Annotated in this window: 23 protein-coding genes; 11 read left to right on the plus strand and 12 right to left on the minus strand. The window is 71.2% G+C overall.

Translation table 11 applies throughout. The features are described from left to right. Positions 1-14: 14 nt before the first annotated feature. Complete coding sequence (locus ACBJ59_RS46810; RefSeq protein WP_375116541.1) at positions 15-824, plus strand: SAM-dependent methyltransferase; 810 nt, start codon at positions 15-17, stop codon at positions 822-824. 69 nt (positions 825-893) lie between these two features. Here the strand turns inward: ACBJ59_RS46810 and ACBJ59_RS46815 are convergent, their stop codons facing one another. Then, entirely contained in the window at positions 894-1,268 is a 375-nt protein-coding gene (locus ACBJ59_RS46815) for a thioredoxin domain-containing protein (RefSeq protein WP_364112208.1), read from the minus strand. A 351-nt stretch (positions 1,269-1,619) separates the two neighbouring features. On the opposite strand from ACBJ59_RS46815, the gene ACBJ59_RS46820 reads away from it, so the two are divergent. After that, positions 1,620-2,984, plus strand: a complete 1,365-nt coding sequence (locus ACBJ59_RS46820; RefSeq protein WP_375116542.1) for a pentapeptide repeat-containing protein — start codon at positions 1,620-1,622, stop codon at positions 2,982-2,984. A 202-nt stretch (positions 2,985-3,186) separates the two neighbouring features. On the opposite strand, the gene ACBJ59_RS46825 is transcribed toward ACBJ59_RS46820, so the two are convergent. From ACBJ59_RS46825 to ACBJ59_RS46835, 3 genes are read right to left on the minus strand one after another with little or no spacing between them, the layout of a single operon-like run. Beyond that, complete coding sequence (locus ACBJ59_RS46825; RefSeq protein WP_364112204.1) at positions 3,187-3,633, minus strand: SRPBCC domain-containing protein; 447 nt, start codon at positions 3,631-3,633, stop codon at positions 3,187-3,189. After that, a complete protein-coding gene (locus tag ACBJ59_RS46830) occupies positions 3,611-3,952 on the minus strand; it encodes an ArsR/SmtB family transcription factor (RefSeq protein WP_375116543.1) in 342 nt (113 codons plus the stop codon). The genes ACBJ59_RS46825 and ACBJ59_RS46830 overlap by 23 nt, the downstream gene beginning before the upstream one ends. After that, positions 3,949-4,302, minus strand: a complete 354-nt coding sequence (locus tag ACBJ59_RS46835; RefSeq protein ID WP_375116544.1) for a VOC family protein — start codon at positions 4,300-4,302, stop codon at positions 3,949-3,951. Before ACBJ59_RS46835 ends, ACBJ59_RS46830 begins: the two co-directional genes overlap by 4 nt. 104 nt (positions 4,303-4,406) lie before the next feature. Here ACBJ59_RS46835 and ACBJ59_RS46840 point away from each other — a divergent pair, with 104 nt between their 5' ends. Beyond that, entirely contained in the window at positions 4,407-5,081 is a 675-nt protein-coding gene (locus tag ACBJ59_RS46840; RefSeq protein ID WP_375116545.1) for a permease prefix domain 1-containing protein, read from the plus strand. On the opposite strand, the gene ACBJ59_RS46845 is transcribed toward ACBJ59_RS46840, so the two are convergent. Further along, entirely contained in the window at positions 5,071-5,406 is a 336-nt protein-coding gene (locus ACBJ59_RS46845; protein ID WP_375116546.1) for a helix-turn-helix transcriptional regulator, read from the minus strand. The two genes, ACBJ59_RS46840 and ACBJ59_RS46845, sit on opposite strands and share 11 nt — an antisense overlap. Positions 5,407-5,493: 87 nt before the next feature. Here ACBJ59_RS46845 and ACBJ59_RS46850 point away from each other — a divergent pair, with 87 nt between their 5' ends. The 8 genes from ACBJ59_RS46850 (at position 5,494) to ACBJ59_RS46885 (ending at position 13,767) form a co-directional block, all read left to right on the plus strand. Next, positions 5,494-6,663, plus strand: a complete 1,170-nt coding sequence (locus tag ACBJ59_RS46850; protein ID WP_375116547.1) for a cytochrome ubiquinol oxidase subunit I — start codon at positions 5,494-5,496, stop codon at positions 6,661-6,663. A 24-nt stretch (positions 6,664-6,687) separates the two neighbouring features. Continuing rightward, positions 6,688-7,452, plus strand: a complete 765-nt coding sequence (locus tag ACBJ59_RS46855) for a cytochrome d ubiquinol oxidase subunit II (protein WP_375116548.1) — start codon at positions 6,688-6,690, stop codon at positions 7,450-7,452. Between the two features lie 6 nt (positions 7,453-7,458). Continuing rightward, positions 7,459-9,456, plus strand: a complete 1,998-nt coding sequence (cydD, locus tag ACBJ59_RS46860; RefSeq protein ID WP_375116549.1) for a thiol reductant ABC exporter subunit CydD — start codon at positions 7,459-7,461, stop codon at positions 9,454-9,456. Continuing rightward, entirely contained in the window at positions 9,453-11,138 is a 1,686-nt protein-coding gene (gene cydC, locus ACBJ59_RS46865; protein WP_375116550.1) for a thiol reductant ABC exporter subunit CydC, read from the plus strand. The genes cydD and cydC overlap by 4 nt, the downstream gene beginning before the upstream one ends. 83 nt (positions 11,139-11,221) lie before the next feature. Beyond that, entirely contained in the window at positions 11,222-11,836 is a 615-nt protein-coding gene (locus ACBJ59_RS46870; RefSeq protein ID WP_375116551.1) for a hypothetical protein, read from the plus strand. Then, positions 11,833-12,156, plus strand: a complete 324-nt coding sequence (locus ACBJ59_RS46875; RefSeq protein WP_375116552.1) for a winged helix-turn-helix domain-containing protein — start codon at positions 11,833-11,835, stop codon at positions 12,154-12,156. The genes ACBJ59_RS46870 and ACBJ59_RS46875 overlap by 4 nt, the downstream gene beginning before the upstream one ends. Then, positions 12,153-13,157, plus strand: coding sequence for an ABC transporter ATP-binding protein (locus ACBJ59_RS46880; protein ID WP_375116553.1), 1,005 nt, complete (start codon positions 12,153-12,155; stop codon positions 13,155-13,157). Before ACBJ59_RS46875 ends, ACBJ59_RS46880 begins: the two co-directional genes overlap by 4 nt. Further along, positions 13,081-13,767, plus strand: coding sequence for an ABC transporter permease (locus tag ACBJ59_RS46885; protein WP_375116579.1), 687 nt, complete (start codon positions 13,081-13,083; stop codon positions 13,765-13,767). The genes ACBJ59_RS46880 and ACBJ59_RS46885 overlap by 77 nt, the downstream gene beginning before the upstream one ends. A gap of 89 nt (positions 13,768-13,856) precedes the next feature. Here ACBJ59_RS46885 and ACBJ59_RS46890 read toward each other — a convergent pair whose 3' ends face one another. The 7 genes from ACBJ59_RS46890 to lon all read right to left on the minus strand — a co-directional run bounded on the left by ACBJ59_RS46890 (position 13,857) and on the right by lon (position 23,008). Further along, on the minus strand, positions 13,857-15,092 hold the full coding sequence (locus ACBJ59_RS46890) for a S1C family serine protease (RefSeq protein WP_375116554.1): 1,236 nt from the start codon (positions 15,090-15,092) through the stop codon (positions 13,857-13,859). A gap of 153 nt (positions 15,093-15,245) precedes the next feature. After that, positions 15,246-16,781: an AMP-binding protein gene (locus ACBJ59_RS46895; protein ID WP_375116555.1), complete on the minus strand. Its 1,536-nt coding sequence runs from the start codon at positions 16,779-16,781 to the stop codon at positions 15,246-15,248. A 101-nt stretch (positions 16,782-16,882) separates the two neighbouring features. Further along, the gene (locus ACBJ59_RS46900; RefSeq protein WP_375116556.1) at positions 16,883-17,458 is read right to left on the minus strand and encodes a hypothetical protein; all 576 of its coding nucleotides are present in this window, start codon (positions 17,456-17,458) and stop codon (positions 16,883-16,885) included. Positions 17,459-17,605: 147 nt separating this feature from the next. Continuing rightward, complete coding sequence (locus ACBJ59_RS46905) at positions 17,606-18,439, minus strand: MetQ/NlpA family ABC transporter substrate-binding protein (protein ID WP_375116557.1); 834 nt, start codon at positions 18,437-18,439, stop codon at positions 17,606-17,608. Between the two features lie 9 nt (positions 18,440-18,448). Then, positions 18,449-19,105 (minus strand): methionine ABC transporter permease, encoded by a 657-nt coding sequence (locus ACBJ59_RS46910; protein WP_364112164.1) that lies wholly within the window; start codon positions 19,103-19,105, stop codon positions 18,449-18,451. Then, positions 19,102-20,064 carry a methionine ABC transporter ATP-binding protein gene (locus ACBJ59_RS46915; protein ID WP_375116558.1) on the minus strand — a complete coding sequence of 321 codons (963 nt, stop codon included), beginning with the start codon at positions 20,062-20,064 and terminating at the stop codon, positions 19,102-19,104. Before ACBJ59_RS46915 ends, ACBJ59_RS46910 begins: the two co-directional genes overlap by 4 nt. Positions 20,065-20,644: 580 nt before the next feature. Next, positions 20,645-23,008, minus strand: coding sequence for an endopeptidase La (lon, locus tag ACBJ59_RS46920; RefSeq protein WP_375116559.1), 2,364 nt, complete (start codon positions 23,006-23,008; stop codon positions 20,645-20,647). Positions 23,009-23,017 lie beyond the last annotated feature (9 nt).

Consider the following 23,017-nt stretch of genomic DNA (forward strand, 5'->3'; position numbering starts at 1 on the left):
CGGGTCCCACGACTATGATCGCCCCGAAAGATACCAATATTTCGGGAGATAACGACGTGGATAGTGCTCCGGAGGGGGTCGACCCAAACGTCCCCAACGTCGCGCGCATGTACGACTACTACCTCGACGGCAAGGACAACTTCGCGGCCGACCGGGCAGCGGCGGAGCAGATCCTCAAGAACTTCCCGCACACCAAGGAGGGCGCCCGGGCGAACCGGGCCTTCCTGCGCCGCGCGGTGCGGCACCTGGTGGACTCGGGCGTTCGGCAGATCGTCGACCTGGGCGCCGGCCTGCCGACCCAGGGCAACACGCACGAGATCGCTCCCGAGGCCCGCGTGGTCTACGTGGACTACGACTCCGTGGTGTGCGTGCACGGCAGGGCGCTGCTGGCCAGGAAGGAGAACGTCGACTTCCTGCAGGCCGACGTGCGCGAGCCGGACGAGCTGCTGAACAAGCTGGGCTCGCTGGTGGACTTCGACCAGCCGGTGGCGTTCCTGATGCTGGCGATCCTGCACTTCATCCCGGACGACATCGCCTACGACGTGGTGACCAAGCTGCGCGAGACGAGCGCGCCGGGCAGCCACCTGGTGATCAGCCACGCGGTGGACCCCACACCGGACACCACCCCGCAGGCCCTGGAGATCTACAAGAAGGCCACGGCCGCGCTGAACCTCCGGACCCGCGAGCAGATCCTGCGGTTCTTCGACGGTTACGAGCTGGCCGAGCCGGGGCTGACGTTCCCGAACGGCTGGCGTCCGGACGACCCGTCCGCCCCGGGCAACGGCATCGACTTCGGTTACGTGGGGGTCGGGCGCAAGCCCTGACCCGGAGGGAACCGGCCCCGGAAACGCGAAAGCCCCGCCGTACGGGCGGGGCAGGTCGCGGGGACGGGGTCAGTTCTGCTGGGCGTTCTTCAGCTCCTCGCTGAGCTCGGCCCGGATGGCGTCCATGTCGAGCGCCCTGACCTGCCGGATCAGGTCGTCCAGCGCGGGCGCCGGGATAGCACCTGCCTGGGCGAAAACCACGATGCCGTCACGGATGGCCATCAGCGTGGGGATCGAGGTGATGTCGAACCCCTGCGCGAGCCCCTGCTCCGCGTCCGTGTCGATCTTGCCAAAGGTGATGTCGTCGTGCTTGTCCGACGCCTGCTCGAAGATCGGGCCGAACTTCTTGCACGGCGGGCACCACTCGGCCCAGAAGTCGAGCAGCACGATCCCCTTGTCGGCGATGTCGTTGAAGTTCTTCTCGGTTACTTCGATGGTCGCCACAAGTGGCTCCTCGCTTGTTCGTAGCTGCAAATGCATCCGTTTTCAACCACGTACCCTCCACCAGCATTCCATGCTCCGGCGCCGGGCGCGGCGGTGTGAGGGGAGGCGGCAGGCGTTCCCCCGTCGGGGGATCGTCCACGAACGGCGGACGACGGCCGGCTGTCAAGCTGCCCTTGACGCGCACGGTCCGGCGGCACCGGCTACCGCACTCGGGGCGGCCAGGGACGCTCGGGATGTAGCACGCATGTCGGGCACATTACGGGGAATTTAGACTGCATATTTCCCCATAAATGTGGTTACAACATAAAATCATCGAACCTTGACATGGGCCGCGGCGGGTATCACCCATGCATGGACTGGGTCACCTGCGCGTATTCGGCTGCCTGCACCGGAGTCGCAAGCCGGCCGTCCGGCTTCTGCCTCGCCCACCTCACCCCGGAACAGCTCGGCGCGGCGCTCGGCGAGATGTCCCCCGGACGCCTGCTCGACCTGCGCGGCACCACCGTCACCAGCGACCTGCTGACCAGGATCCTGGAGGCCACCGGAGGCAGACCGGGACGCACCCGGCTCGACCGGGCCAGGTTCACCGGCGACGTCCGGTTGCCCGGGGTGACGTTCGCCGGTGACGTGTCGCTGGACAACGCCAGGTTCGACCGGCTGGCCTCGTTCTTCGGCGCCCGGTTCGAGGGCAACGTGTCGCTGGCCGGTGTCCGGTTCATCCGCGAGCTGTCCTTTCACGGCGTCACCGTACGCGGGCACGTCTCGCTCGACCGGGCCGTGATGTCCCGCGACGCGCTGTTCAGCCAGGCCGTTTTCGGTCACGGGCTGTCGTGCGAGCGGGCCAGGTTCGACGGGTACGCCACCTTCGACGGGGCCCGGCTCGGCGACGGGGCCGCCTTCAGGGGGGCGCGCTTCGGCCGTACCCTGTCGTTCCGCAAGGTCAGCGGGCACGCCGGGTTCGAGGCGGCACACTTCGCCGCGGACGCGTACCTGTCGGCCACCGGCCGGCTCTCGGCGACCCGGGCCCGCGCCGACGGGTCGCTGGACGTGGCGGTCGCGCGTTGCGGCGTGGACCTGCGCGGCGTGGAGGTGACGGGCGCCACGACGGTGCGGCTCACGGACTCGCAGGCCGACCTGGAGGGCGCGGTGCTGCGCGGCCCGGCCACCGTGACGGGCCGGGGCACGTCCATGCTGACGTCGCTGCGGCAGGTCGAGGCCACCGACCTGGGGCTGTCCGGGCTGGACCTGTCGGCGTGCCGGTTCGCCGGGCTGTCCCATCCCTCGGGGGTGCGGGTCAAGGACTGCACGTTCGCGATCACGCCGCGCGGGGTGCGGCTGAGCCTGCGCTGGCCGATGCTGCGCTGGTTCTCCCGGAGGCGGGCGCTGGCCGACGAGTCCAGCGTGCGCGGCCGGGCGGACGCGGACGACCCGGGCACCTCACCCGACCGGCTGGCCGCCCTCTACGCGGGGCTGCGGCCCAGCGACCGCGCCACCTCGGCCGACTTCGCGTTCGCGGCCATGGAGATGCGGCGCCAGGCCGGCCACGGGTGGTGGCTGTCGGTGTCGTGGCTCCTGTGCGGGTACGGCATGCGCATGGGGCGGGCGGCGGCCTGGTTCGCCCTGCTGGCGGCGATCACGGCCGCCGCCGTCCTCTGGGGCTCCGCCTCCCACGCCACCAACCGCCCCGCTCCCCCGAACCCAACCGTCCACCGCTGACCCGTACGGCCCCTCCACCCGCGCCGCTCCCACCGGACGGGCGGGAGCGCCCGAGCGTGCTCCCACGCGCGGCTTCGGCCGAACCGGCGGAAGCCGCCCGAGCGTGCTCCCGCCTGCCGCTTCCACCGGACGGGCGGAGCGGGACGGGCCCGGGGTGGGCGCGCGAGTGGGCGCGCGGGTGGGCGCGCGGGTGGGTGGCGGGTCAGAGGTCGGCGGCGATGGCTTCGATGGCGCCGAAGTGGCGGGGCCAGCCGCCGCCCATGATCCGCCGGGACAGCTGCTGCACCTCGTCGTCCGGGTCGAAGCCCTCGTGGTCGAGGAACAGCCGGGTGCCCCTGCCCTCGGGCTCCAGCCGCCAGGTGACCGTCCAGTCGGCCCGCTTGCCGTCGCTCCAGCTGATCTTCAGCAGCTTCTCCGGCTCGATCCGCAGCACCTCGCAGTGGACCACCCCGTCGAACCCGACCTGCTTCTTGGGCTGCGTGGTGAAGGTGAACCGGTGCCCCACCTCCGCCTTGAAGTCGTTGGGCATGAGCCAGCGGGCGACCAGTTCGGGTTCGGTGAGCGCGCGCCACACCTTGGCGGGCGGGTGCGCGATGAACTGGTCGAGCCGGATGGCGCGCAGATCTTCAGCGGTCTTCTCGTGGGACATCGTCGTCCTCCATGTCGTCGAGCAGAGTGGTGAGGGCGGTGAGCTTCTCCCGCCAGAACCGTTCGTACGGGGTGAGCCAGTCGCGCAGCTCCATGAGCGGTGCCGCCTCCAGGCGGTAGTGGCGTTCCCTGCCCTTGCGGGTCTCGGCCACCAGGCCCGCGTCCCTGAGCACCTTGAGATGCTCCGACACGCTGGGCCTGCTCATGTCGAACCGCTCGGCCAGCCGGCCGGCGGGCTGGGCGCCCTCGTCGAGCAGCAGTCGCAGCAGCTCGCGCCGGGCCGGGCTGGCCAGCGCGGCGAAGACGTGGTCGGCCGTCACGCCTGGCTGACCACGAATCCGTTGCCGAACGGGTCGTGGAAGAGCAGCTGGCGGCCCCACGCCTGCTCGCTCGGCCCCTCGAAGGCGACCCCGTGCTCGCGCAGCCGGGCGGCCAGCGCGTCGAGGTCGGGCGCGGCCACGACCAGGCCGCCGATGGGCGCCATGTCCGGGAACCAGGAGGCCAGCAGCAGCGCGGTCTCGGCGCCCTTGGGGGCGACGGTGAGCCAACGGCCCATGGGGAACGGGTTGTCGGTGCGGACCTCGAAGCCGAGCACGCCGGTGTAGAAGTCGAGCGCCTTCGCCTGGTCGGCGACGGGCACGGTGATGGTGAGGATGGAGGAGATTTGCATGTCAGCCACTATATGTAGGCTTTTTCCTACACGACAACCGCTCGGGCGGAAATCAGGGAATTCCCTGATGGGGACCGGGGATCACCGTCCGTACACTGGGAGCCATGCTCATCGACGACTACGTGGCAGAACTCGAGGATGCCCTGGCCGGGCCCCGGGGACCCAAGCGCGACATGGTCGTCGAGGCGCGCGACAGCCTGACCGACACCGCCGACGCGTTCGAGGCCGACGGGCTCGACCGGGCGGAGGCCGAGCGGCTGGCGGTGGCGGAGTTCGGGCAGGTCTCCGAGATCGCGGCCGGCTACCAGTCCGAGCTGACCGCCTCCTCCGGCCGGCGGCTGGGCGTGCTGATGTTCGTCAGCGTGCCGATCACCGTGGCCATGTGGTCGGTGCTGTGGCGGATCTACCCGGCGCACGACGACATCTGGATCAACCGGCCGGCGTGGTACGTGACCGTCGCGCGGCTGCTGGACATCATCCAGCTCGCCACCGGGCTCTACGGGGGGCTCGTGCTGTTCGCGCTGAGCCGGGGCGCACGGTGGATCCGCCGGCCGCGGGTGGCGACCAGGTCGCTGGGCGTGCTGGTGTGGACGGCGCTACCGGTGACGGCCGGGCTCGGGCTGTTGCTGTCATACGGCACGGACGCGCCGAACACGCTCGCTTTCCTGCCGGGCGTGCTGGCCAACCTGGTGACCGCCGCCATGTGGGGCATGCAGATCTACTGCGCCACGCGCTGCGTACGCATCACCCGGGCACCCGCCTCCGACCTCACCCGATGACCCTGGCCTCGGCCCGCAGGACGCCGCCGATCACGGTGGTGAACTCCCGCCAGGCCGATCGCTCCCCCTGCAGCTGCTTCCTGCCCGAGTCGGTCAGCCGGTAGGTGCGGCGCTTGCGCCCGCCCACCGTGGCCCACTCGCTGGACAGGTAGCCGATGCGCTCCAGCCTGCGCAGGGCCGGATAGACGGTGCCCGTGGGCACGTTGAGGGCACCACCGCTGCGCTCCTGGAGCGCCTCGATGATCGCGTAGCCGTGCAGCGGCTCTCGCTCCAACACTGAGAGCAGCAGCGCGTCCATGTGCCCGCGCAGCGCATCGGGATTCATGACATCGATCCTAGACACCCGTGCTTCATGTAGCCAGTCTACATGTAGGCTTTCTACATATAGAGAGGCACGACAACGGAGCGATGTATGGACGTACTGGATCTGGCACGCACGCAGTTCGCGGTGACGGGCAGCCTGCACTTCCTGTTCGTGGTGCTCACCCTGGGGCTGGCCCCGCTGGTGGCGATCATGCACACCCGGTGGGCGAGGTCGGGCAAGCCGCTGCACGAAGGCATGACGCGTTTCTGGGGGCAGGTCTACGTCATCAACTACGCGCTGGGCATCGTGACCGGGCTGGTGATGGAGTTCCAGTTCGGCCTGGCGTGGAGCGGGCTCTCGCACTACGCGGGCGACGTCTTCGGCGCGCCGCTGGCGATGGAGACGCTGGTGGCCTTCTTCCTGGAGTCCACGTTCCTGGGCCTGTGGATCTTCGGCTGGGGGCGGCTGCCCAAGTGGGCGCACGTGGCCTGCATCTGGGTCGTGACGCTGACGGCGTACGCGAGCGCGTTCTACATCATGGTCGCCAACTCCTTCCTGCAGAACCCGGCGGGCGCCGTGGTCACCGGCGGTCGGATGGAGCTGACCGACTTCGGCGCCCTGCTCACGAACAAGGCCCTGATCTTCTCCTTCCCGCACGTGATCGGCGCCGGGCTGTTCACCGGCGGCATGGTGCTGGTGGGGGCCAGCGCGTGGCGGCTGCGGCGGCGCGCCCCCGAGGTGGAGTTCTTCACCCGGTCGCTGCGCATGGGCGTGGTCACGGCGGCCATCGGGATCTTCCTGACGATGGGCTTCGGGTACGCGCAGTTCGCCGGGGTGCCGGAGGGCAAGTTCGGCGACCACAACGTGGCGGCGGCCGTCGGGCTCGGGTTGATGATCGAGTTCGGCCAGTTGCTGGGGCTCGTCGTGCTGCTGGTGATGCTGCCGATGATCTCCATCCTGCCGAGGGCGCGGTGGACGCACCCGATCCTCATCGCGATGACGCCGCTGCCGTTCGCCCTGTCGATCATGGGCTGGATGGCCCGGGAGATCGGGCGGCAGCCCTGGATGATCTGGGAGAAGCTCACCGTGGCCGACGCCATGTCGCCCGGCCTGACGCCGGGCATGGTGACCGCCTCGCTCATCGGGTTCGCGGCCGTGCTGGGGCTGCTGGCGATCGTCGACTACGTCCTCATCGCCCGGCTGATCCGGCGCGGGCCGCGGGCCCTCGACCTCGGGGCCGCCGCCGATGAGCCACGGACCCCCGCGCTGAGTTACTGAGCCGGCTACTGAGGAGTGCTGACAATGGAAGTGATCTGGTTCTTCTTCTTCGCGGTGCTGCTGGCCGGCTACTTCGCGCTCGAAGGGTTCGACCTGGGGGTCGGGCTGCTGCTGCCGGTGCTGGGCAGGACGCGCGCCAACCGGGACCGGATGGTGGCCGCCATGGCCCCGTACGTGCTGGCCAACGAGGTGTGGCTGGTGGCGGTGGCCGGGACGATGTTCGGCGTCTACCCGCTGCTGGAGGGCGAGGTGCTGTTCGGGCTGTACCCGCTGGTGGTGGCCATGCTGCTGTGCTGGGTGCTGCGGGACGCCGGGCTGTGGTTCCGGCGCAGGCTGGACGGCTCCGCGTGGCGCGGGCTGTGGGACGGGGCGATCGCGTTCGGGTCGCTGGGGCTGTCCGTGGGCTGGGGAATGGCGCTGTACGCGGCCGCCACCGGGTTCGAGTCCTCCCCCGTGCACCCGGTCGGGCTGCTACTTGGCGTGGTGGTGACGCTGCTGTTCGCCTTCCACGGGTGGACGTTCCTGGGCTGGCGGACGCCGGGCGTGTTCGGCGCCACCAGGTCGGGGCGGGTGCTGCTGGTCTCGGGTTTGGTGGCCGCGCTGCCCGCGGTGGGGGTGCTCGCGGGCGCGATGCCGTACCTGCTGGAGCACAGCGCGCCCCCGGCTACGTTGAATGTGCTCAGTGTCATGGTGCTGCCGTTCGCACCCATCATGCTGGGCGCGCAAGTATGGGTGTGGCGCACTTTCCGCCCAGGGAAGGACGTCTCCCGGCTCCCGTCGTTCTTCTGAGGGAACGTGCACAAGGATCTCCTCGCACTCATGCGGGCCGAGCGCTCGGTCCGCCGCCACCTCGGTGTCACCATGGCCGCCGCGCTGCTGGCCGGGCTGCTCGTGCTGGTCCAGGCCGAGCTGCTGGCCGGGGTGCTGTCCGGCCGGTTCACCGCCGCCGCGCTGGCGCTGCTGGCGGCGGTGGTCGGCGTACGGGCGCTGCTGGCCTGGACCCAGGGTGTCTTCGCCGGGCGGACCGCGACGGGCGTGAAGTCGGCCCTGCGGCACCGGCTGCTGGAGCGGCTGCGCGAGCTGGGCCCCGGCCGGCTCGCCGCGCACCGCTCCGGCGAGCTCGTCACGCTGGCGGGGCGCGGCCTGGACCGGCTCGACGCCTACCTGACCGGCTACCTGCCGTCGATCGCGGTGGCCGCGGTGGTGCCGCTGGCCGTGCTGATCCGGCTGTTCGCGGCCGACCTCGCGAGCGCGGTGATCGTGCTCATCACGCTGCCCCTGATCCCCGTCTTCGGCGCGCTGGTCGGGATGACGACGAAGGCCGTCACCGAACGGCAGTTCCTGGCGCTGTCGCGGCTCGGCGGCCACTTCCTGGACGTGGTGCGCGGCCTGCCCACGCTGCGGGCGTTCGGGCGGGCCCGCTACCAGGCCACGGTCATCGGGCAGATCGCCGACGCCCACCGCGGCGCCACCATGCGGACGTTGCGGGTGGCGTTCCTGTCGTCGCTGGTGCTGGAGCTGTGCGCGTCGCTGTCGCTGGCGCTGGTGGCGGTGCCGATCGGGCTGCGGCTGCTCGGGGGGTCGCTGGACCTGACGACGGCGCTGCTGGTGCTGTTGCTGGCACCCGAGGCGTACCTGCCGCTGCGGGCGATGGGGACGCGCTTCCACGCCTCGATGGAGGGGGTGGCCGCCGCCGACGCGGCCTTCGCCGTACTGGACCGGTCGGCGGAGGAGCCGCGGGAGCGCGAGGGGCGCCGGGAGTCCCCCGGCGGCGGGGCTCCGGAGATCCGCCTCGAGAACGTGACCGTACGCTATCCGGGCCGGGACACCCCCGCGCTGGAGAACGTCTCGCTCACCATCGGCCCGCGCGAGCGGGTCGCCCTGGTGGGCGAGAGCGGCGGGGGCAAGAGCACGCTGCTCCACCTCATCCTCGGCTTCGTCGAGCCGTCCGCGGGGCGGGTCCTCATCGACGGCACGGACCTGCGAGACCTCGACCTGGCGAGCTGGCGGGCGCGGCTGGCGTTCGTGGCGCAGCGGCCGCACCTGTTCGCGGCGTCGGTGGCCGACAACATCCGGCTCGGGGCGCCCGCGGCGTCCCTGGAGGAGGTCCGCCGGGCGGCCGCGGCGGCCCACGTGGACTTCGTGGCGGCGCTGCCCCAGGGGTTCGACACGGTGGTGGGCGAGCGCGGGACCAACTTCTCGGCGGGGCAGCGGCAGCGGATCGCGCTGGCGCGCGCCTTCTGCCGGGCCGGCGCCACGGCGCTGCTCCTGGACGAGCCCACGGCGCGGCTGGACGGGCGCAGCGAGGCGGCGGTGGTCGCGGCCACCTCGGACCTGGCCCGGGACCGCACGGCCGTCATCGTGGCCCACAGGCCAGCCATGATCGACCTCGCCGACCGCGTCATCCGCGTCCACGAGGGCCGCATCACCTCCGACACCACCCGGTCCCCCGCCATCCAGCCGGCTGGTGCCGACGCCCGGCCGACCGCTCTTTCGGCCACCCGGCCGGCACCGCGATCAGCCGCTCAACCGGCCGCCGCCCAACCGGCCGCCCAACCGGTCGCCGCCGCCGCTCGCCCGGCCTCCGCCGAAGCGCGCATCGCCGACGCGGGCGCGGCACCGGTGCACGACGGCCCAGCGCACGACGGGCTCGCGCACGATGGCCCGGCGCCCGCGGCAGACGCGGCGGGTGCGGCGCGTACGGCGGGGGGTGTCGATCCGCCTCCGGGCGCCGGAGGCGGTCGGAGGGGGCAGGAGCGGGCTGAGGCGAGGCGTGAGGGGAGCGGGCGGTGAACCGGCGTATGGGCACGCGGCTCGGCTGGGCCGTGCTGGCGGGGGCGGCGGCCGACCTGGCCGGGCTGGGGCTGATCGCCGCCGCGGCCTGGCTGATCACGCGGGCCGCCGAGCAGCCGCCCCTGGCCGCCCTCAGCGTGGCGATCGTGGCCACCAGGGCGTTCGCCACCGGCAAGGGCGTCTTCCGCTACGCCGAGCGCCTCACCGGCCACGACGTCGCCCTGCGCGCCCAGGCCGGCACCCGGGAGCGGCTCTACCAGGCCCTGATCCCGCCCCAGCAGCCCCGCCACGGCGGCGCCGACCTGCTGAGCCGCATGGTGGACGACACCGAGGCCGTACAGGACCTGCTCGTCCGCTGCCTCCTGCCGGCCGCCGCGGCGGCGATCGCGGGGCTGGCCGCCGTCGTGATCGGGCTGACGATCCTGCCGGTGGCGGCGCTGGTGCTGGTGGCGGGGCTGGTGGTGGCCGGGGTGCTGCTGCCCGCCGGTACGGCCGCCGCGGCCCGCCGCTGGTCGGCCAGGATCGCCCCCGCGCGGGCGGCGCTGGCGGGCCGGGTGGCCGACCTGGTGCACGGCTCCGCCGACCTGGCCGCGTACGGCGCCGACGGCGAGGCCCTGAGCAAGGCCCTGTCGGCCGACGAGTCGCTGGCCGCGCTGGAGCGCCGCCAGGCCCGCGTGCACGCGGCCGCGCTGGCCGGCGGCACCCTCGTGCAGGGGCTGACCGTGGCGGCCGTCGTCCTGCTCGCCCAGGCGGCGGGGGCTGATTCGGTGGGCACGGCCGTGCTCGCGCTGACCTCGCTGGTCGCCTTCGAGCCGGTGCTGCCGCTGGCGGCGGCGGGCGAGCGGATGGCGGGCATCATGGCCGCGCTGGGGCGGCTGCGCGAGGTGCGCTCGGCCACCCCGGCGGTCACCGAGCCCGCCGCGCCCGCGCCCCGCCCCGAGGCCCCGCTGACCGTCGAGATCGACGACCTCGTGGTCCGCCACGCCGCCTCCGACGCCGCCCGCCCCGCCCTGGACGGCGTGTCGCTGCGGCTCACCCCCGGCAAGCGGGTCGCGATTGTCGGTCCCAGCGGGGCCGGCAAGAGCACCCTGCTGGCGGCGCTCATGCGCCTGGTCGAGCCCGAGTCCGGCGGCATCAGGGTCAACGGCGCCGACCTGCGGGACCTGTCCGGCGACGACGTACGCACGCTGATGACCGGCCTGACCCAGGACCCCTACATCTTCCGCGCCAGCCTCCGCGACAACCTGCGCCTGGCCGGGCCCGCCGCCGACGACGAGACGCTGCGGCGGGCCGTGCGCGACGCCAGGCTCGACGAGTGGGTCGAGCGGACCGGGTGGGACGCCGAGCTGGGCGAGGACGGCAGGACCGTGTCCGGCGGCCAGTTGCAGCGGCTGGCGCTGGCCAGGGCGCTCCTGTACGACCCGCCGGTGCTCCTGCTCGACGAGCCCGCCGAGGCGCTCGACGAGGAGACGGCCGACCGGCTGATGAGCGACCTGCTCGACGTGACCAGGGACCGCACGACGCTGCTCGTCACGCACCGCCTCAAGGGGCTGGAGCTGGTCGACGAGGTGGTCGTGCTGGAGGAGGGCCGGGTCGTCCAGCGGGGACGGCACGACGAGCTCGTCTCCGTGCCCGGCTACTACCGCGACCTGTGGGAGTCCGAGGTCCTCACCCGGCGGTAACCCTCTCGGACCCGCCCCGGCATTGAGCTGGCGGCGCCATCAGGTTTACGATGCAAACCAGTTTGTCATTTCGAGGAGTTTGCATGGTGGACGAAGAGCGCAGTCCCGAGGAGACGCTCCGCATCATCGACGAGCAGAGCGTGGCCACGGTCAAACGCCTCTACGGCGATCCGCTGCTGCTCTACGTCCCATGGGGCGCCGCCTGGCTGCTCGGCTTCGGCGCGCTGTTCCTGCACTACGGGCTGTACGGGCAGTCCTACGCGCCCATCACGCAGATGCAGGCCGTGGCCGTGCTGATGGGCGCCCAGCTCGTCGCGGGGGCGGTGGCCGCGTACGGGATCGTGCGGATGAACATGCTGGTCCGCGGCGACTCGGCCGCCAGGGGCATGATGTACGGCTACGCGTGGTTCGCCGGGATGCTGCTCATGGTGGTCATCGCCCTCCGGATGGGCTCGCTGCTGCCGGACCATGAGAGCGGCCTGCTCTGGGGAGGCACCGCGCTCATGGTGGTGGCCGTCCTCTACATGGCCGGCGGCGCGGTCTGGCTCAACTGGCCGATGTTCTTCGTCGGCGCCTGGACCGCCGGCGTCAACGCGCTGGGCGTGCTGCTCGGCGCCGGTTGGCACGCGCTCCTGACGGCCGTGCTGCTGGGCGGCGGTTTCGTGGTCGCGGGGCTGTGGCTGAGGCGCTGCCTGTGACGGCGGACAAGGCGCTGCCCGAGCTCGACCCGGTGATCCACGCGCAGGCGCGGCTGCGCGTGATCGCCTCGCTCAACGTCCTCGGCGACGGGGACGAGATGGCCTTCAACTCGATGAAGGAGCTGCTGGGCATGACCGCCGGGAACCTGTCGGTGCACCTGACCAAGCTGGAAGAGGCCGGATACGTCCGGATCACCAAGACCCACAAGGGCCGCACCCCCGTCACCTACGTGGCGCTCACCAAGCGCGGCCGGCTGGCCTTCGAGGACTACACCAAGGCGATCCGCGCCCTGCTCGACAACGCCGGAGGCATGGGATGACGGTCCTCGCCCGGGCGATCGAGGCCACCCGCCGCTACGGCGGCGTGCTGGCGCTCGACCGCGTCTCGCTCGACATCCGGGCCGGCGAGCTGGTCGGCCTGCTCGGGCCCAACGGCGCGGGCAAGTCCACCCTGATCAACCTGTTCGTGGGGCTGCGCCGGCCGACCTCCGGCACCGTGGAGCTGTTCGGCGGCTCGCCCCAGGACCCGGTCGCGCGGCGCGGGATCGGCATGACGCCGCAGGAGACGGGGCTGCCCGAGACGCTGCGCGTCGGGGAGGTCGTCGACTTCGTGTCGGCGCACTTCCCCGACAGGGCGGACAGGGGCGAGCTGCTGGCCCGCTTCGGGCTGGATGATCTGGCCGGCCGGCAGGTCGGCGGGCTGTCCGGCGGGCAGAAGCGGCGGCTGGCCGTGGCGCTGGCGTTCGCGGGCAGGCCGCGGCTGGTGTTCCTCGACGAACCCACGACCGGCCTGGACGTCGAGGCGCGCCGCTCGCTGTGGGCGGGCATCAGGTCGTTCCACGAGGACGGCGGCACGGTGCTGCTGACCAGCCACTACCTGGAGGAGATCGAGGCGCTGGCCGAGCGGGTGGTGGTGGTCGGCCAGGGCCGCGTGCTGGCCGACGACACGGTGCGCGCCGTACGCGACCTCGTGGGCGTGCGCCGCGTCTCGCTGGTCGCCGCGGAGCTGCCCGAGCTGCCCGGCGTGATCGGCACGGAGCGCCACGACGGCCGGGTCGACCTGGTGACCACCGACCCCGACCGGCTGGTCGTCGAGCTCGTACGGAGCGGCACGCCGTTCTCCGGCCTGGAGGTCAGGCCGACCACCCTGGAGGAGGCCTTCCTCGCCCTCACCTCGAAGGAGACAGAGCATGTCGAGCCTGGTCGCCGCGCACACCCGTTATCTCCTGCTGGAACAGCTCAGGGTGCCGATCGGCCTGCTGGCCGGGGCGCTGTTCCCGGCCATCTCCATGGTGGCGTTCGTGGTGCCGCTGGCGGGTGACGATCCCCGGCCGGCCACCATGGCGACGGGCTCGCTGATGTTCTTCGGCGCGATGGCCGGGGCGCTCATCGGGCTGAGCATCACCGTGGCCCAGGACCGCGAGCAGCCGTGGAACCCGTACCTGCGCACGCTCCCCGCCGGCCCGCTCCCCCGCTTCACCGGCCGGATCCTGGCCACGCTCGCCGTCACACTGGTGTCGGTGGTGCCGGTGCTGCTGGTCGCGGTGTTCCTCACCGAGGCGACGACCACGCCGGTGCGGCTGCTGCTGGGGCTGGGCGTGCTGGTCGTGGGGGTCATCCCGTTCATGCTGATGGCCCTGTTCATCGGCTTCGTGATGACGGCCAAGGGCGCGATCGCGATGTCGCAGGCCCTGTTCTTCCCGATGGCCATCGTGGGCGGGCTGTTGCTGCCCCCGGCGATGCTGCCGGACTTCATCGCGGTCGTCTCGCCGTACGTGCCGACCAGAGGCGTGGCGGAGCTGCTGTGGGCGATCACCGCGGGCACCACGCCGGACCCGGTGGCGCTGGTGGCGCTGGCCGTGTGGACCGTGGCCGCGGCGGCGGGGGCCGCCTGGGCCTATCGCCGCGACGAGGGCCGGCGCTTCTCCTGACCCTCCCGACCGGATGGGTCTGGATTGGGGGGGTGTGCCGCCGAGTCCGCAGCGATCTCGACGGCACACCCGTCCATGAGGGGGTCCTGTTATTTGTTCTCCGCGAGAGTGACGGTGACCTCGCTGGTCGCGCCGTCCCTCATATATGTGATCTTGACCTGTTGCCCTGGTTTGAAACCTCTGACCTGCCCGACAACCGTATCGCCTCCGTCAACCGCCTTGTCGCCGATTCTTGTGATCAGGTCGCCCTGCTGCAGCCCGGCCTTCTCGGCGGGGCTTCCGTCGGTGACCTGCCTGACGAGGGCGCCCGGGACGTCGCCCGTCGCGTCGGTGACGCTCACGCCGAGGAAGGCGTGGCTGACCTTGCCGCTGCTGATGAGCTGCTCGGAGACCTGCTTGGCGGTGTTGACCGGGATGGCGAAGCCGACGCCGCCGCCCGCGGCCTCCGAGGCGATCGCGGTGTTGATGCCGATGAGCTCGCCCGCGGCGTTCACCAGCGCACCACCGGAGTTGCCCGGGTTGATCGAGGCGTCGGTCTGAATCGCGCCGCCGATCGTGGTGGGGGCGGCCTGGCTCTGCTGCTCCTGGCCCCAGCCGGGCGGGATCTGCTGACGCTGGTCGTTGCCGAGGTTGAGCGTGCGGTCGAGGGCGCTGACGATGCCCGCCGTGACGGATCCGTCGAGGCCGAGCGGGCTGCCGATGGCGAGCACGGCGTCGCCGACCTTGAGCTGGTCGCTGTCGCCGAGCGTGGCCTTGGTCAGCCCGGAGACATCCTCCGCCCTGATGACGGCGAGGTCGGTGGCGGGGTCGGTGCCGACGACGGTGGCCTTGGCGGTCTTGCCGTCGCTGAACTTGACGGTCATCTGCCCGCCCTGTCCCGCGCCGACGGCCACGTGGTTGTTGGTGAGGATGAGCCCGTCCTCCGACAGCACCACGCCGGAGCCCTCTCCCGTCTGCCCCTGGATCATCACGACGGAGGGCTGCACCTTCGCCGCCACCTCGGCGACCGTGAGCTGCGCCGAAGCCGACTTGAAGACGGGGCTGGGGGCGCCGGTGTTACTGCCGGCGACCGTCTCGGGCTGGAACGAGGTGGCGACGACGGCCCCCACGGCTCCGCCGCCGACCGCCATGGCGGCCAGGGCGAGCCCGGCGATGGCCTTCTGACCCACGGTGAAGCGCTGCTTCTTGGGCGGCGCGGGAGGCGGAGGCGGAGGCACCTCCATGGCGATCGTGTCCCGCCGGGGAAAGCCCCCGGCGGCCGGCGGGGTGGCGCCGAACTGGCTCCACCCGCCGGTGCCCTGCTCGCGAGGCTCGTTCGCGTTCATCTGTCATCTCCTCAAATCCCGATGATTCAAGGGTGTCAAGAGTCGCGTAAGCGCACGTTAAGCCCGTGATCCAGGGGGGTGTCGACCCCTGATGCCGGCCTTATCGATCGAGGTCAGGACCAGGGGTGCCGCGCCGGAAGAAATTTCCAGATTTTACTTTTCCGCGGGCCAGTACTCGTCCCGCAGCAGCCGCTTGTAGAGCTTGCCTGTCGGATGGCGGGGGAGCTCCGGCCGGAAGTCCACCGACCTGGGGCACTTGTAGTGGGCCAGGTGCTCCCGGCAGTACGCGATCAGCTCCGCCTCCAGCCCCGGTCCCGCCTCGTCCATGGACACCGGCTCGACCACGGCCTTGACCTGCTCCCCCATCTCCTCGTCCGGCACCCCGAACACCGCCACGTCGGCCACCTTGGGGTGCACCGACAGCACGTTCTCGGCCTCCTGCGGGTAGATGTTCACCCCGCCGGAGATGATCATGTACGAGCGGCGGTCGGTGAGGTAGAGGAAGCCCTCCTCGTCCAGGTAGCCGATGTCCCCCAGCGTGGTCCAGCCCCGGCCGAGCGGGTCCTGGGAGGAGCGGGTCTTGGCGGGGTCGCCGTGGTACTCGAAGCGGCCGCCGTTCTCGAAGTAGATCGTGCCGTGCTCGCCCGGCGGCAGGTCGTTGCCGTCCTCGTCGCAGATGTGCACGACGCCGAGCAGCGAGCGGCCGACCGTGCCCTTGTGCTGGAGCCAGTCCTGGGGGCCGACGTAGAGGAAGCCGTTGCCCTCGGTGCCCGCGTAGTACTCGTGGATGATCGGGCCCCACCAGCCGATCATCTGCTCCTTGACGGGGACGGGGCAGGGGGCGGCGGCGTGGATGGCGTACTGGAGGGAGGAAAGATCGTATTTTGTCCGGGTTTCTTCGGGCAGCTTGAGCATCTTGATGAACATCGTGGGGACGAGCTGCGAGTGCGTCACCTTGTACCACTCCACCAGCGCCAGGTACTGCTCCGGGTCGAAGCGCTCCATCACCACGACCGTGGCCCCCAGCCGCTGGAACGTCAGGCTGTAGCGCAGCGGCGCGGCGTGGTAGAGCGGCGCGGGCGACAGGTAGACGCTGTCCTCCGACGGCGCGAACAGGCCCTTGATGAGCTGCAGCAGCATGCCGGGTTCGTCGAGCGGGCCGTGCGTGGAGGCCAGCTTGACGCCCTTGGGCCGGCCCGTGGTGCCCGAGGAGTAGAGCATGTCCATGCCCGTGCACTCGTCCTCGATCGGGGTGACCGGCTGCTTGGCCACCGCCTCCTCGTACGACTCGAAGCCCTCGGCCACGCCGTCCAGCATGAGCCGCAGCTCGACGTCCGGCGTGGTGGCGGTGATGGAGGTGGCGACGCCGGCCAGGTCCGCGCTCGAGAGGAACACCCGGGCGCCGCAGTTGTTCACGATGTAGGCCAGCTCGTCGGTCTGCAGCCGCGAGCTGATCGGCGTGTAGTACAGGCCCGAGCGGTGCGCCGCCCAGGCGACGGCCAGGAAGAGGGGGTGGTTGGCGAGCATGAAGGCGATGTGGTCACCCGGCCGCAGCCCGGCCGCGCGGAACAGGTGGGCCAGCCGGTTCGACTCCTCGTCCAGCTCGCGGTAGGTGACGACCTGCCCGGAGCCCGCCATGATCACAGCGGGCTTGTCTGGGGTGACTGCTGCGATGGCTCCCGGATACATGACCAGAACACTATTCGGTTGATCGCCCGCCGCGCCAGAACCCGTTTCCCGGCACGCCGAGAGCCGCGGCCTCGCCGTCGAGGCCGCGGCTCAATGGGCGGTCAGGCCGCCGCGTGGTAGACGTCCTTCCAGCCGGAGTGGTAGCCGGTCGGGCGGTGCCGGTCGCCCCTGCTCACGTCCACGTAGATGTGGGCGGCGTTCTTACCGGAGAAGGAGAAGTGCGCCGAGTGCTTCCCGCAGAAGGAGAAGCTCTTGAAGTACGAGGAGCCGTCCTTGTTCACGACCTTGAACGTCTCCCACGCGCACTTCTTCTTGCCCCACCACTTGTCATTGGTGAGCGTGCTGTGAACGGTGTAGAAGTGGTTGAACCGCCACTCCCACGTCCACTTCTTGACCTTCTTGACGACCCACTTGCAGTGGCGCTCGCCCTTGTGATCCTTCTTGCAGACCCACTTCTTGACCGGCTCCCACTTCCAGGACCAGTGCTTGAAGCGCTTCTTCTCGACGGCCACATGCCCGTCGGCCTTGGCCTTGTGGTCGCCGGAGAAATAGGGTCCCCAGTCGACGACATAGGCGGATGTGGCGGTTGTTGCGGAAGTGGTCGTCGCGTTCGCGGCGACCGGAGCGCCTATCGCCACCAATGCGGCGGCCGTGACACCCAGCATGATTCGTGACACGAATCGCACTTCGGGGCCTCCTCGGGAGAGGTTGTGCTGACCCCGTCTTGGTACGCCCGCCGCATTGCGCGCCGCTTTCAATTCACTTGACGCCATAAAAGGATCGACAAGGCGATATTCCCGATCTTTCCCCTGGCGTACTCGAAATCATTCCGCGGGGATGACCGAGCCCTCGTACTTCTGCTCGATGAAGTCCTTGACCTTCTGGTCCTGAAGGAGCTTGCCGAGGGTCACGATGTTCGCGTCCTTCTCGTGGCCGGCCGGGACGACGAGGCCGTTGACGTACGGGTTGCCCGCGGTCTTCTCCAGCACCAGGGCCTGCGTGGCGGGCTTGAGCCCGGCCTCGATGGCGTAGTTGCCGTTGATCACCGCGGCGTCGACGTCCTCCAGCGAACGCGGGAGCTGCGCCGCCTCCAGCGGCTTGAACTGCAGGTTCTTCGGGTTCCCGGTCACGTCGCGCTCGGTGGCGGCGGTGCCGGCGCCGTCCTTGAGCGTGATCACGCCGTTGTCGGCGAGCAGCTTGAGCGCGCGGCCCAGGTTCGTGGCGTCGTTCGGCAGGGCCACGGTCGCGCCACTGGCCAGCGCCGAGACGTTCGTGATCTTCTTGGAGTACAGGCCCAGCGGCTCCAGGTGGACCGGCGCGACGAAGCTCAGCTTGGTGCCCTTGGTGGCGTTGAAGTCGTCGAGGTACGGCTTGTGCTGGAAGAAGTTGGCCGTGAGCTGGCCCTCCTCGAGCTGCACGTTGGGCTGGACGTAGTCGGTGAACTCCACGATCTCCAGCTTCAGCCCGGCGGCCGGGGCCAGGTTCTGCTTGACGAAGTTCAGGATCTCGGCGTGCGGCACGGGGCTGGCGCCGATCTTCAGCACGGTGTCGGCCGACTCGGCGGTCTTGGTGCCCGCCTCCGTCGCCGACTGCGACGTACCGCATGCGGCGAGCGACAGAGCCAGCGCGACGGCACCCACAAGGCGGTGAATTTTCATGATTTTTCCTTACTTATGCGATAGGCGCCGAGCGACCCAGTCGCCCAGGCTCTGCAGGAGTTGCACGATGACGAGGAGCAGCACGACCGTCACGATCATGAGCAGCGTCTCGAAGCGCTGGTAGCCGTACCGGACGGCGAGGTCGCCCAGACCGCCGCCGCCGAGCGTGCCGGCCATGGCGGAGTAGCCGATGAGCGCGACCACGGTCACGGTGAGGCCCGCCACCAGGCCGGGCAGTGCCTCGGGCAGCAGGACCTTGCGCACGATCGTGGTCCGGCTCGCGCCCATGGCCTGGGCCGCCTGCACCACGTCCGCGCCGACCTCGCGCAGCGCCGTCTCGACCAGCCGGGCGAAGAACGGCACCGCGCCCACGGTCAGCGGCACCACGAACGCGGCGGTCCCGATGGTGGTCCCGACGACCAGCCTGGTGAACGGGATGATCGCGATCATCAGCACGATGAACGGCAGCGACCGCCCGACGTTGACCACGAACCCGAGCGCCGACTTGAACGCCGGCGCCGGCCGCAGCCCGCCCCGGTCGAACGCCACGAGCGCCACGCCCAGCGGCAGCCCGAGCAGCGCGGTGAACAGCGTGGACCAGCCGACCATCTGCGCCGTCTCCAGCGTGGCGGGCCACAGCAGCGGCAGCATCTCTTCCCAGGTCACGCGGCCTCCCCAGCCACTTCGACGATCAGTCCGGAGTCCCGCAGGTACGCCAGCGCGGCGGTCGAGTCGGCGCCGTCGAGCGCGACCCGCAGGCGGCCGACCGAGCCCCCGGCCAGCTCCTCGATGGAGCCGCCCAGGATGCTGAGGTCCACGTCGAACTTCCTGACCACCTCCGACACCACCGGCTGCCGGGGATCGCCGGTGAACGTGAGCGTCACGGAACCGGCCGGCGCGGGCTCGGGCAGCGGGAAGATCTCCCTCGTCAGGCGGGATCCGGGGGTCCTGATGAGGTCGGCGATGACGCCCGACTCCTCGATGCGGCCGCGGGACATGATGGCGACCGAGTCGCAGACGCTCTTGACGACGTTCATCTCGTGGGTGATGAGCAGGATCGTCAGGCCGAGCTCGGCGTTGAGGCGCTTGAGCAGCGCGAGGATCGACTGCGTGGTGGCCGGGTCGAGCGCCGAGGTGGCCTCGTCGGACAGCAGCACGGCCGGGTTGCCGGCCAGCGCCCTGGCGATGCCGACGCGCTGCTTCTGGCCGCCGGAGAGCTGGTGGGGACGATCCTTGCCGCGCCCGTCCAGGCCGACCAGTTCGAGCAGCTCGGCGACGCGGCGCTCGCGCTCGGCCCTGGGCACGCCCATGACCTCCAGGGGGAAGGCGACGTTCCCGGCGACCGTGCGGGAGGAGAGCAGGGCGAAGTGCTGGTGGATCATGCCGATGCGCTGGCGGGCGCGGTTCAACTCGCCGCTGCCGAGTGCCGTCAGGTCCTGGCCCGCGACGGTGACGGTGCCCGCGGTGGGGCGTTCGAGCAGGTTGACGCAGCGCAGGAGCGTGCTCTTGCCGGCGCCGCTCTGACCGAGCACGCCGTAGATCTCGCCTTCGCGCACGTGCAGGTCGACGCCGTCGAGGGCGACGGTGGTGCCGTACTGCTTGCGCAGGCCTGAAGCCTGGATCACGGAAAATCCCCACGACTGAGCGCGGCCGCCAGCGGGGCCGCGGGAACGTACATCACCGGAAGAGAGGGCTCGGGGTCAGCGGGTGCCCGGGTGGAACGGCAGGTGGCTCAGCCTGCGCAGCACGAAACCAGGTGTGATCATGACGACCTTCGAGGAGAACGGGCGGACGGAGTGCTCTAACGGGCCGGCATTCGCCCCATACGCATGCAGCGACACGCCGCGTCCCTGGGGGCGCTGCGGTCGGTCACGTATGCCTCGTTCACGCCGTTGCTAACGACGTGGTGAGATCCCTGTATTCCCCGTCTGTTTCGTGATCCGCGTCACGCTCCGCCACAGGTCGGCCTGGCGGCCCCGCGTTCCGCCGTCAGGAGGCCGTCCCGACGGCGGCCCTGGCGAGCTCCCGCAAACCGCGCAGGACGCACAGAACGGGCGGCGGCGGTGCAGGGGGTGGTTGAGTGCAGGCGGTCCCGGCGGTCCCGGCGGTCCCGGCGGTCCCGGCGGTCCCGGCGGTGCGGGTGGACAGGCGACTGCCCCGCCGCACCCCGGGAGGCCGGGTGCGGCGGGGCAGTGGCCCTGCGGGTCAGGCCGCCACGGTGGAGGAGGCGACCTGAGCCGGGGCGAGCGCGATGTCCAGGACCTCGCGCACGTCGCTGACCGGGTGGATGGTCAGCTCCTTGCGCACCTCCTCAGGCACGTCGTCCAGGTCCGGCTCGTTGCGGGCCGGGATGAGGACGGTGGTGATGCCCGCCCGGTGCGCGGCCAGCAGCTTCTGCTTGACGCCGCCGATCGGCAGCACCCGCCCGGTCAGCGAGATCTCGCCGGTCATGGCCACGTCACCGCGGACCAGCCGCCCGGACAGCAGCGAGGCCAGCGCCGTCGTCAGCGTCACACCGGCCGACGGCCCGTCCTTCGGCACGGCGCCCGCCGGGAAGTGCACGTGCACCGAGCGGTCCTTCAGCGCGGTGACCGGCAGCTCCAGCTCCGCGCCGTGCGAGCGCAGGTAGGACAGCGCGATCCGGGCCGACTCCTTCATCACGTCGCCGAGCTGGCCGGTGAGCGTGAGCCCCGTCTCGCCCGTCTCCGGGTCGGCCAGCGACGCCTCCACGTAGAGGACGTCGCCGCCCGCCCCGGTGACCGCCAGGCCGGTGGCCACGCCCGGCACCGAGGTGCGCTGCTTGGCCTCGGGCAGCGACGACTCCGGCACGAACCTGGGCCGCCCGATGTAGTCGACCAGGTCGTCCTCCCGCACGGTGACGGGCAGCTCGTCCCTGGCCGTGACCTTGCGCAGGATCCTGGCGACCGAGCGCTCCAGCGAGCGGACGCCGGCCTCACGGGTGTATTCGGCGGCCAGCCTGCGCAGCGCCGCGTCCTCGACCGTGACCTCCTCGGCGGTCAGCCCGGCCAGCTCCAGCTGCCGGGGCAGCAGGTGGTCGCGGGCGATCGCGACCTTCTCGTCCTCGGTGTAGCCGTCGAGCGTGACGACCTCCATCCGGTCGAGCAGCGGCCCGGGGATGGCCTCCAGGACGTTGGCCGTGGCCAGGAACAGCACGTCGGACAGGTCGAGCTCGACCTCGAGGTAGTGGTCGCGGAACGTGTGGTTCTGTGCCGGGTCGAGCACCTCCAGCAGGGCGGCCGTGGGGTCGCCGCGGTAGTCGGCGCCGACCTTGTCGACCTCGTCGAGCAGGACGACCGGGTTCATCGAGCCGGCCTCGCGGATGGCGCGCACGACGCGGCCGGGCAGCGCGCCGACGTAGGTGCGCCGGTGGCCGCGGATCTCGGCCTCGTCGCGGACGCCGCCGAGCGCGACGCGTACGAACTTGCGGCCCATCGCGCGGGCCACGGACTCGCCCAGCGAGGTCTTGCCGACTCCGGGAGGGCCGGCCAGGGCCAGCACGGCGCCGCTGCGGCGGCCGCCCACCACGCCGAGCCCCTTCTCCTGGCGGCGCTTGCGCACGGCCAGGTGCTCGATGATGCGGTCCTTGACGTCGTCGAGGCCGGTGTGGTCGGCGTCGAGCACGGCCCTGGCGCCGGTGATGTCGTAGTTGTCCTCGGTGCGCTCGTTCCACGGGATGTCGAGCACGGTGTCGAGCCAGGTGCGGATCCAGCCGGTCTCAGGGGACTGGTCGGGGGTCCGCTCCAGCTTGTCGACCTCCTTGAGTGCGGCCTCGCGCACCTTCTCCGGCAGGTCGGCGGCCTCCACCCGGGCCCGGTAGTCCTCTTCCTCGGTCTCCGTGGAGTCGCCGTTGAGCTCCTTGAGCTCCTTGCGCACGGCGGCGAGCTGCTGGCGCAGCAGGAACTCGCGCTGCTGCTTCTCCATGCCCTCCTGGACGTCCTTGCGGATCGTCTCGGCGACGTCGAGCTCGGCGAGGTGCTCGCGGGACCACTCGATCAGCTTGGCCAGCCGCTCGGCCGGGTCGGCGGCCTCGAGCAGCTCGACCTTCTGCGCCGTGGTCAGCCACGGGGTGTAGCCGGAGCTGTCGGCCAGCACCGAGGGGTCGTCGATCTGGTTGACCTGGTCGACCACCTGCCAGGCGCCGCGCTTCTGCAGGATGGTGGTGGCCAGCGCCTTGTATTCCTTGGCCAGCTCATGGGCGCGCTCGCCGGCCGCGACGGTGTCGATCGTGTCGGCCTCGACCCACAGCGCGGCGCCCGGTCCGGTCGTGCCGGTGCCCACGCGCACGCGGTTCACGCCACGCACCACTGCCGCCGGCTCACCGCCCGGGAGCCTCCCGACCTGCTCGATCACGGCCTGGACACCGATCGCGCCGTAACGACCGTCAATCCGGGGAACGAGGAGGACCCGTGGCTTGTTGCCACCGGATGCACGGGCCGCCTCTATGGCAGCGCGCACCTCGGAGTCGGACAGGTCCAGCGGAACCACCATGCCCGGCAGGACGACCTCGTCGTCCAGCGGCAGGACCGGGAGGATCAAGCTCTCACTCATGCGAACTCC

It is taken from the genome of Nonomuraea sp. MTCD27 (assembly GCF_041950495.1).
In the GTDB taxonomy this organism is placed as follows: Bacteria; Actinomycetota; Actinomycetes; order Streptosporangiales; family Streptosporangiaceae; genus Nonomuraea.

Excerpts from the sequence above, each read along its gene's own strand:
- ACBJ59_RS46810 (WP_375116541.1), top strand. The coding sequence starts at position 15 with ATGATCGCCCCGAAAGATACCAATATTTCGGGAGATAACGACGTGGAT.
- ACBJ59_RS46820 (WP_375116542.1), top strand. The coding sequence starts at position 1,620 with ATGGACTGGGTCACCTGCGCGTATTCGGCTGCCTGCACCGGAGTCGCA.
- ACBJ59_RS46825 (WP_364112204.1), bottom strand. The coding sequence starts at position 3,633 with ATGTCCCACGAGAAGACCGCTGAAGATCTGCGCGCCATCCGGCTCGAC.
- ACBJ59_RS46835 (WP_375116544.1), bottom strand. The coding sequence starts at position 4,302 with ATGCAAATCTCCTCCATCCTCACCATCACCGTGCCCGTCGCCGACCAG.
- ACBJ59_RS46840 (WP_375116545.1), top strand. The coding sequence starts at position 4,407 with ATGCTCATCGACGACTACGTGGCAGAACTCGAGGATGCCCTGGCCGGG.
- ACBJ59_RS46845 (WP_375116546.1), bottom strand. The coding sequence starts at position 5,406 with ATGAATCCCGATGCGCTGCGCGGGCACATGGACGCGCTGCTGCTCTCA.
- ACBJ59_RS46850 (WP_375116547.1), top strand. The coding sequence starts at position 5,494 with ATGGACGTACTGGATCTGGCACGCACGCAGTTCGCGGTGACGGGCAGC.
- ACBJ59_RS46855 (WP_375116548.1), top strand. The coding sequence starts at position 6,688 with ATGGAAGTGATCTGGTTCTTCTTCTTCGCGGTGCTGCTGGCCGGCTAC.
- ACBJ59_RS46870 (WP_375116551.1), top strand. The coding sequence starts at position 11,222 with ATGGTGGACGAAGAGCGCAGTCCCGAGGAGACGCTCCGCATCATCGAC.
- ACBJ59_RS46880 (WP_375116553.1), top strand. The coding sequence starts at position 12,153 with ATGACGGTCCTCGCCCGGGCGATCGAGGCCACCCGCCGCTACGGCGGC.
- ACBJ59_RS46890 (WP_375116554.1), bottom strand. The coding sequence starts at position 15,092 with ATGAACGCGAACGAGCCTCGCGAGCAGGGCACCGGCGGGTGGAGCCAG.
- ACBJ59_RS46895 (WP_375116555.1), bottom strand. The coding sequence starts at position 16,781 with ATGTATCCGGGAGCCATCGCAGCAGTCACCCCAGACAAGCCCGCTGTG.
- ACBJ59_RS46905 (WP_375116557.1), bottom strand. The coding sequence starts at position 18,439 with ATGAAAATTCACCGCCTTGTGGGTGCCGTCGCGCTGGCTCTGTCGCTC.
- lon (WP_375116559.1), bottom strand. The coding sequence starts at position 23,008 with ATGAGTGAGAGCTTGATCCTCCCGGTCCTGCCGCTGGACGACGAGGTC.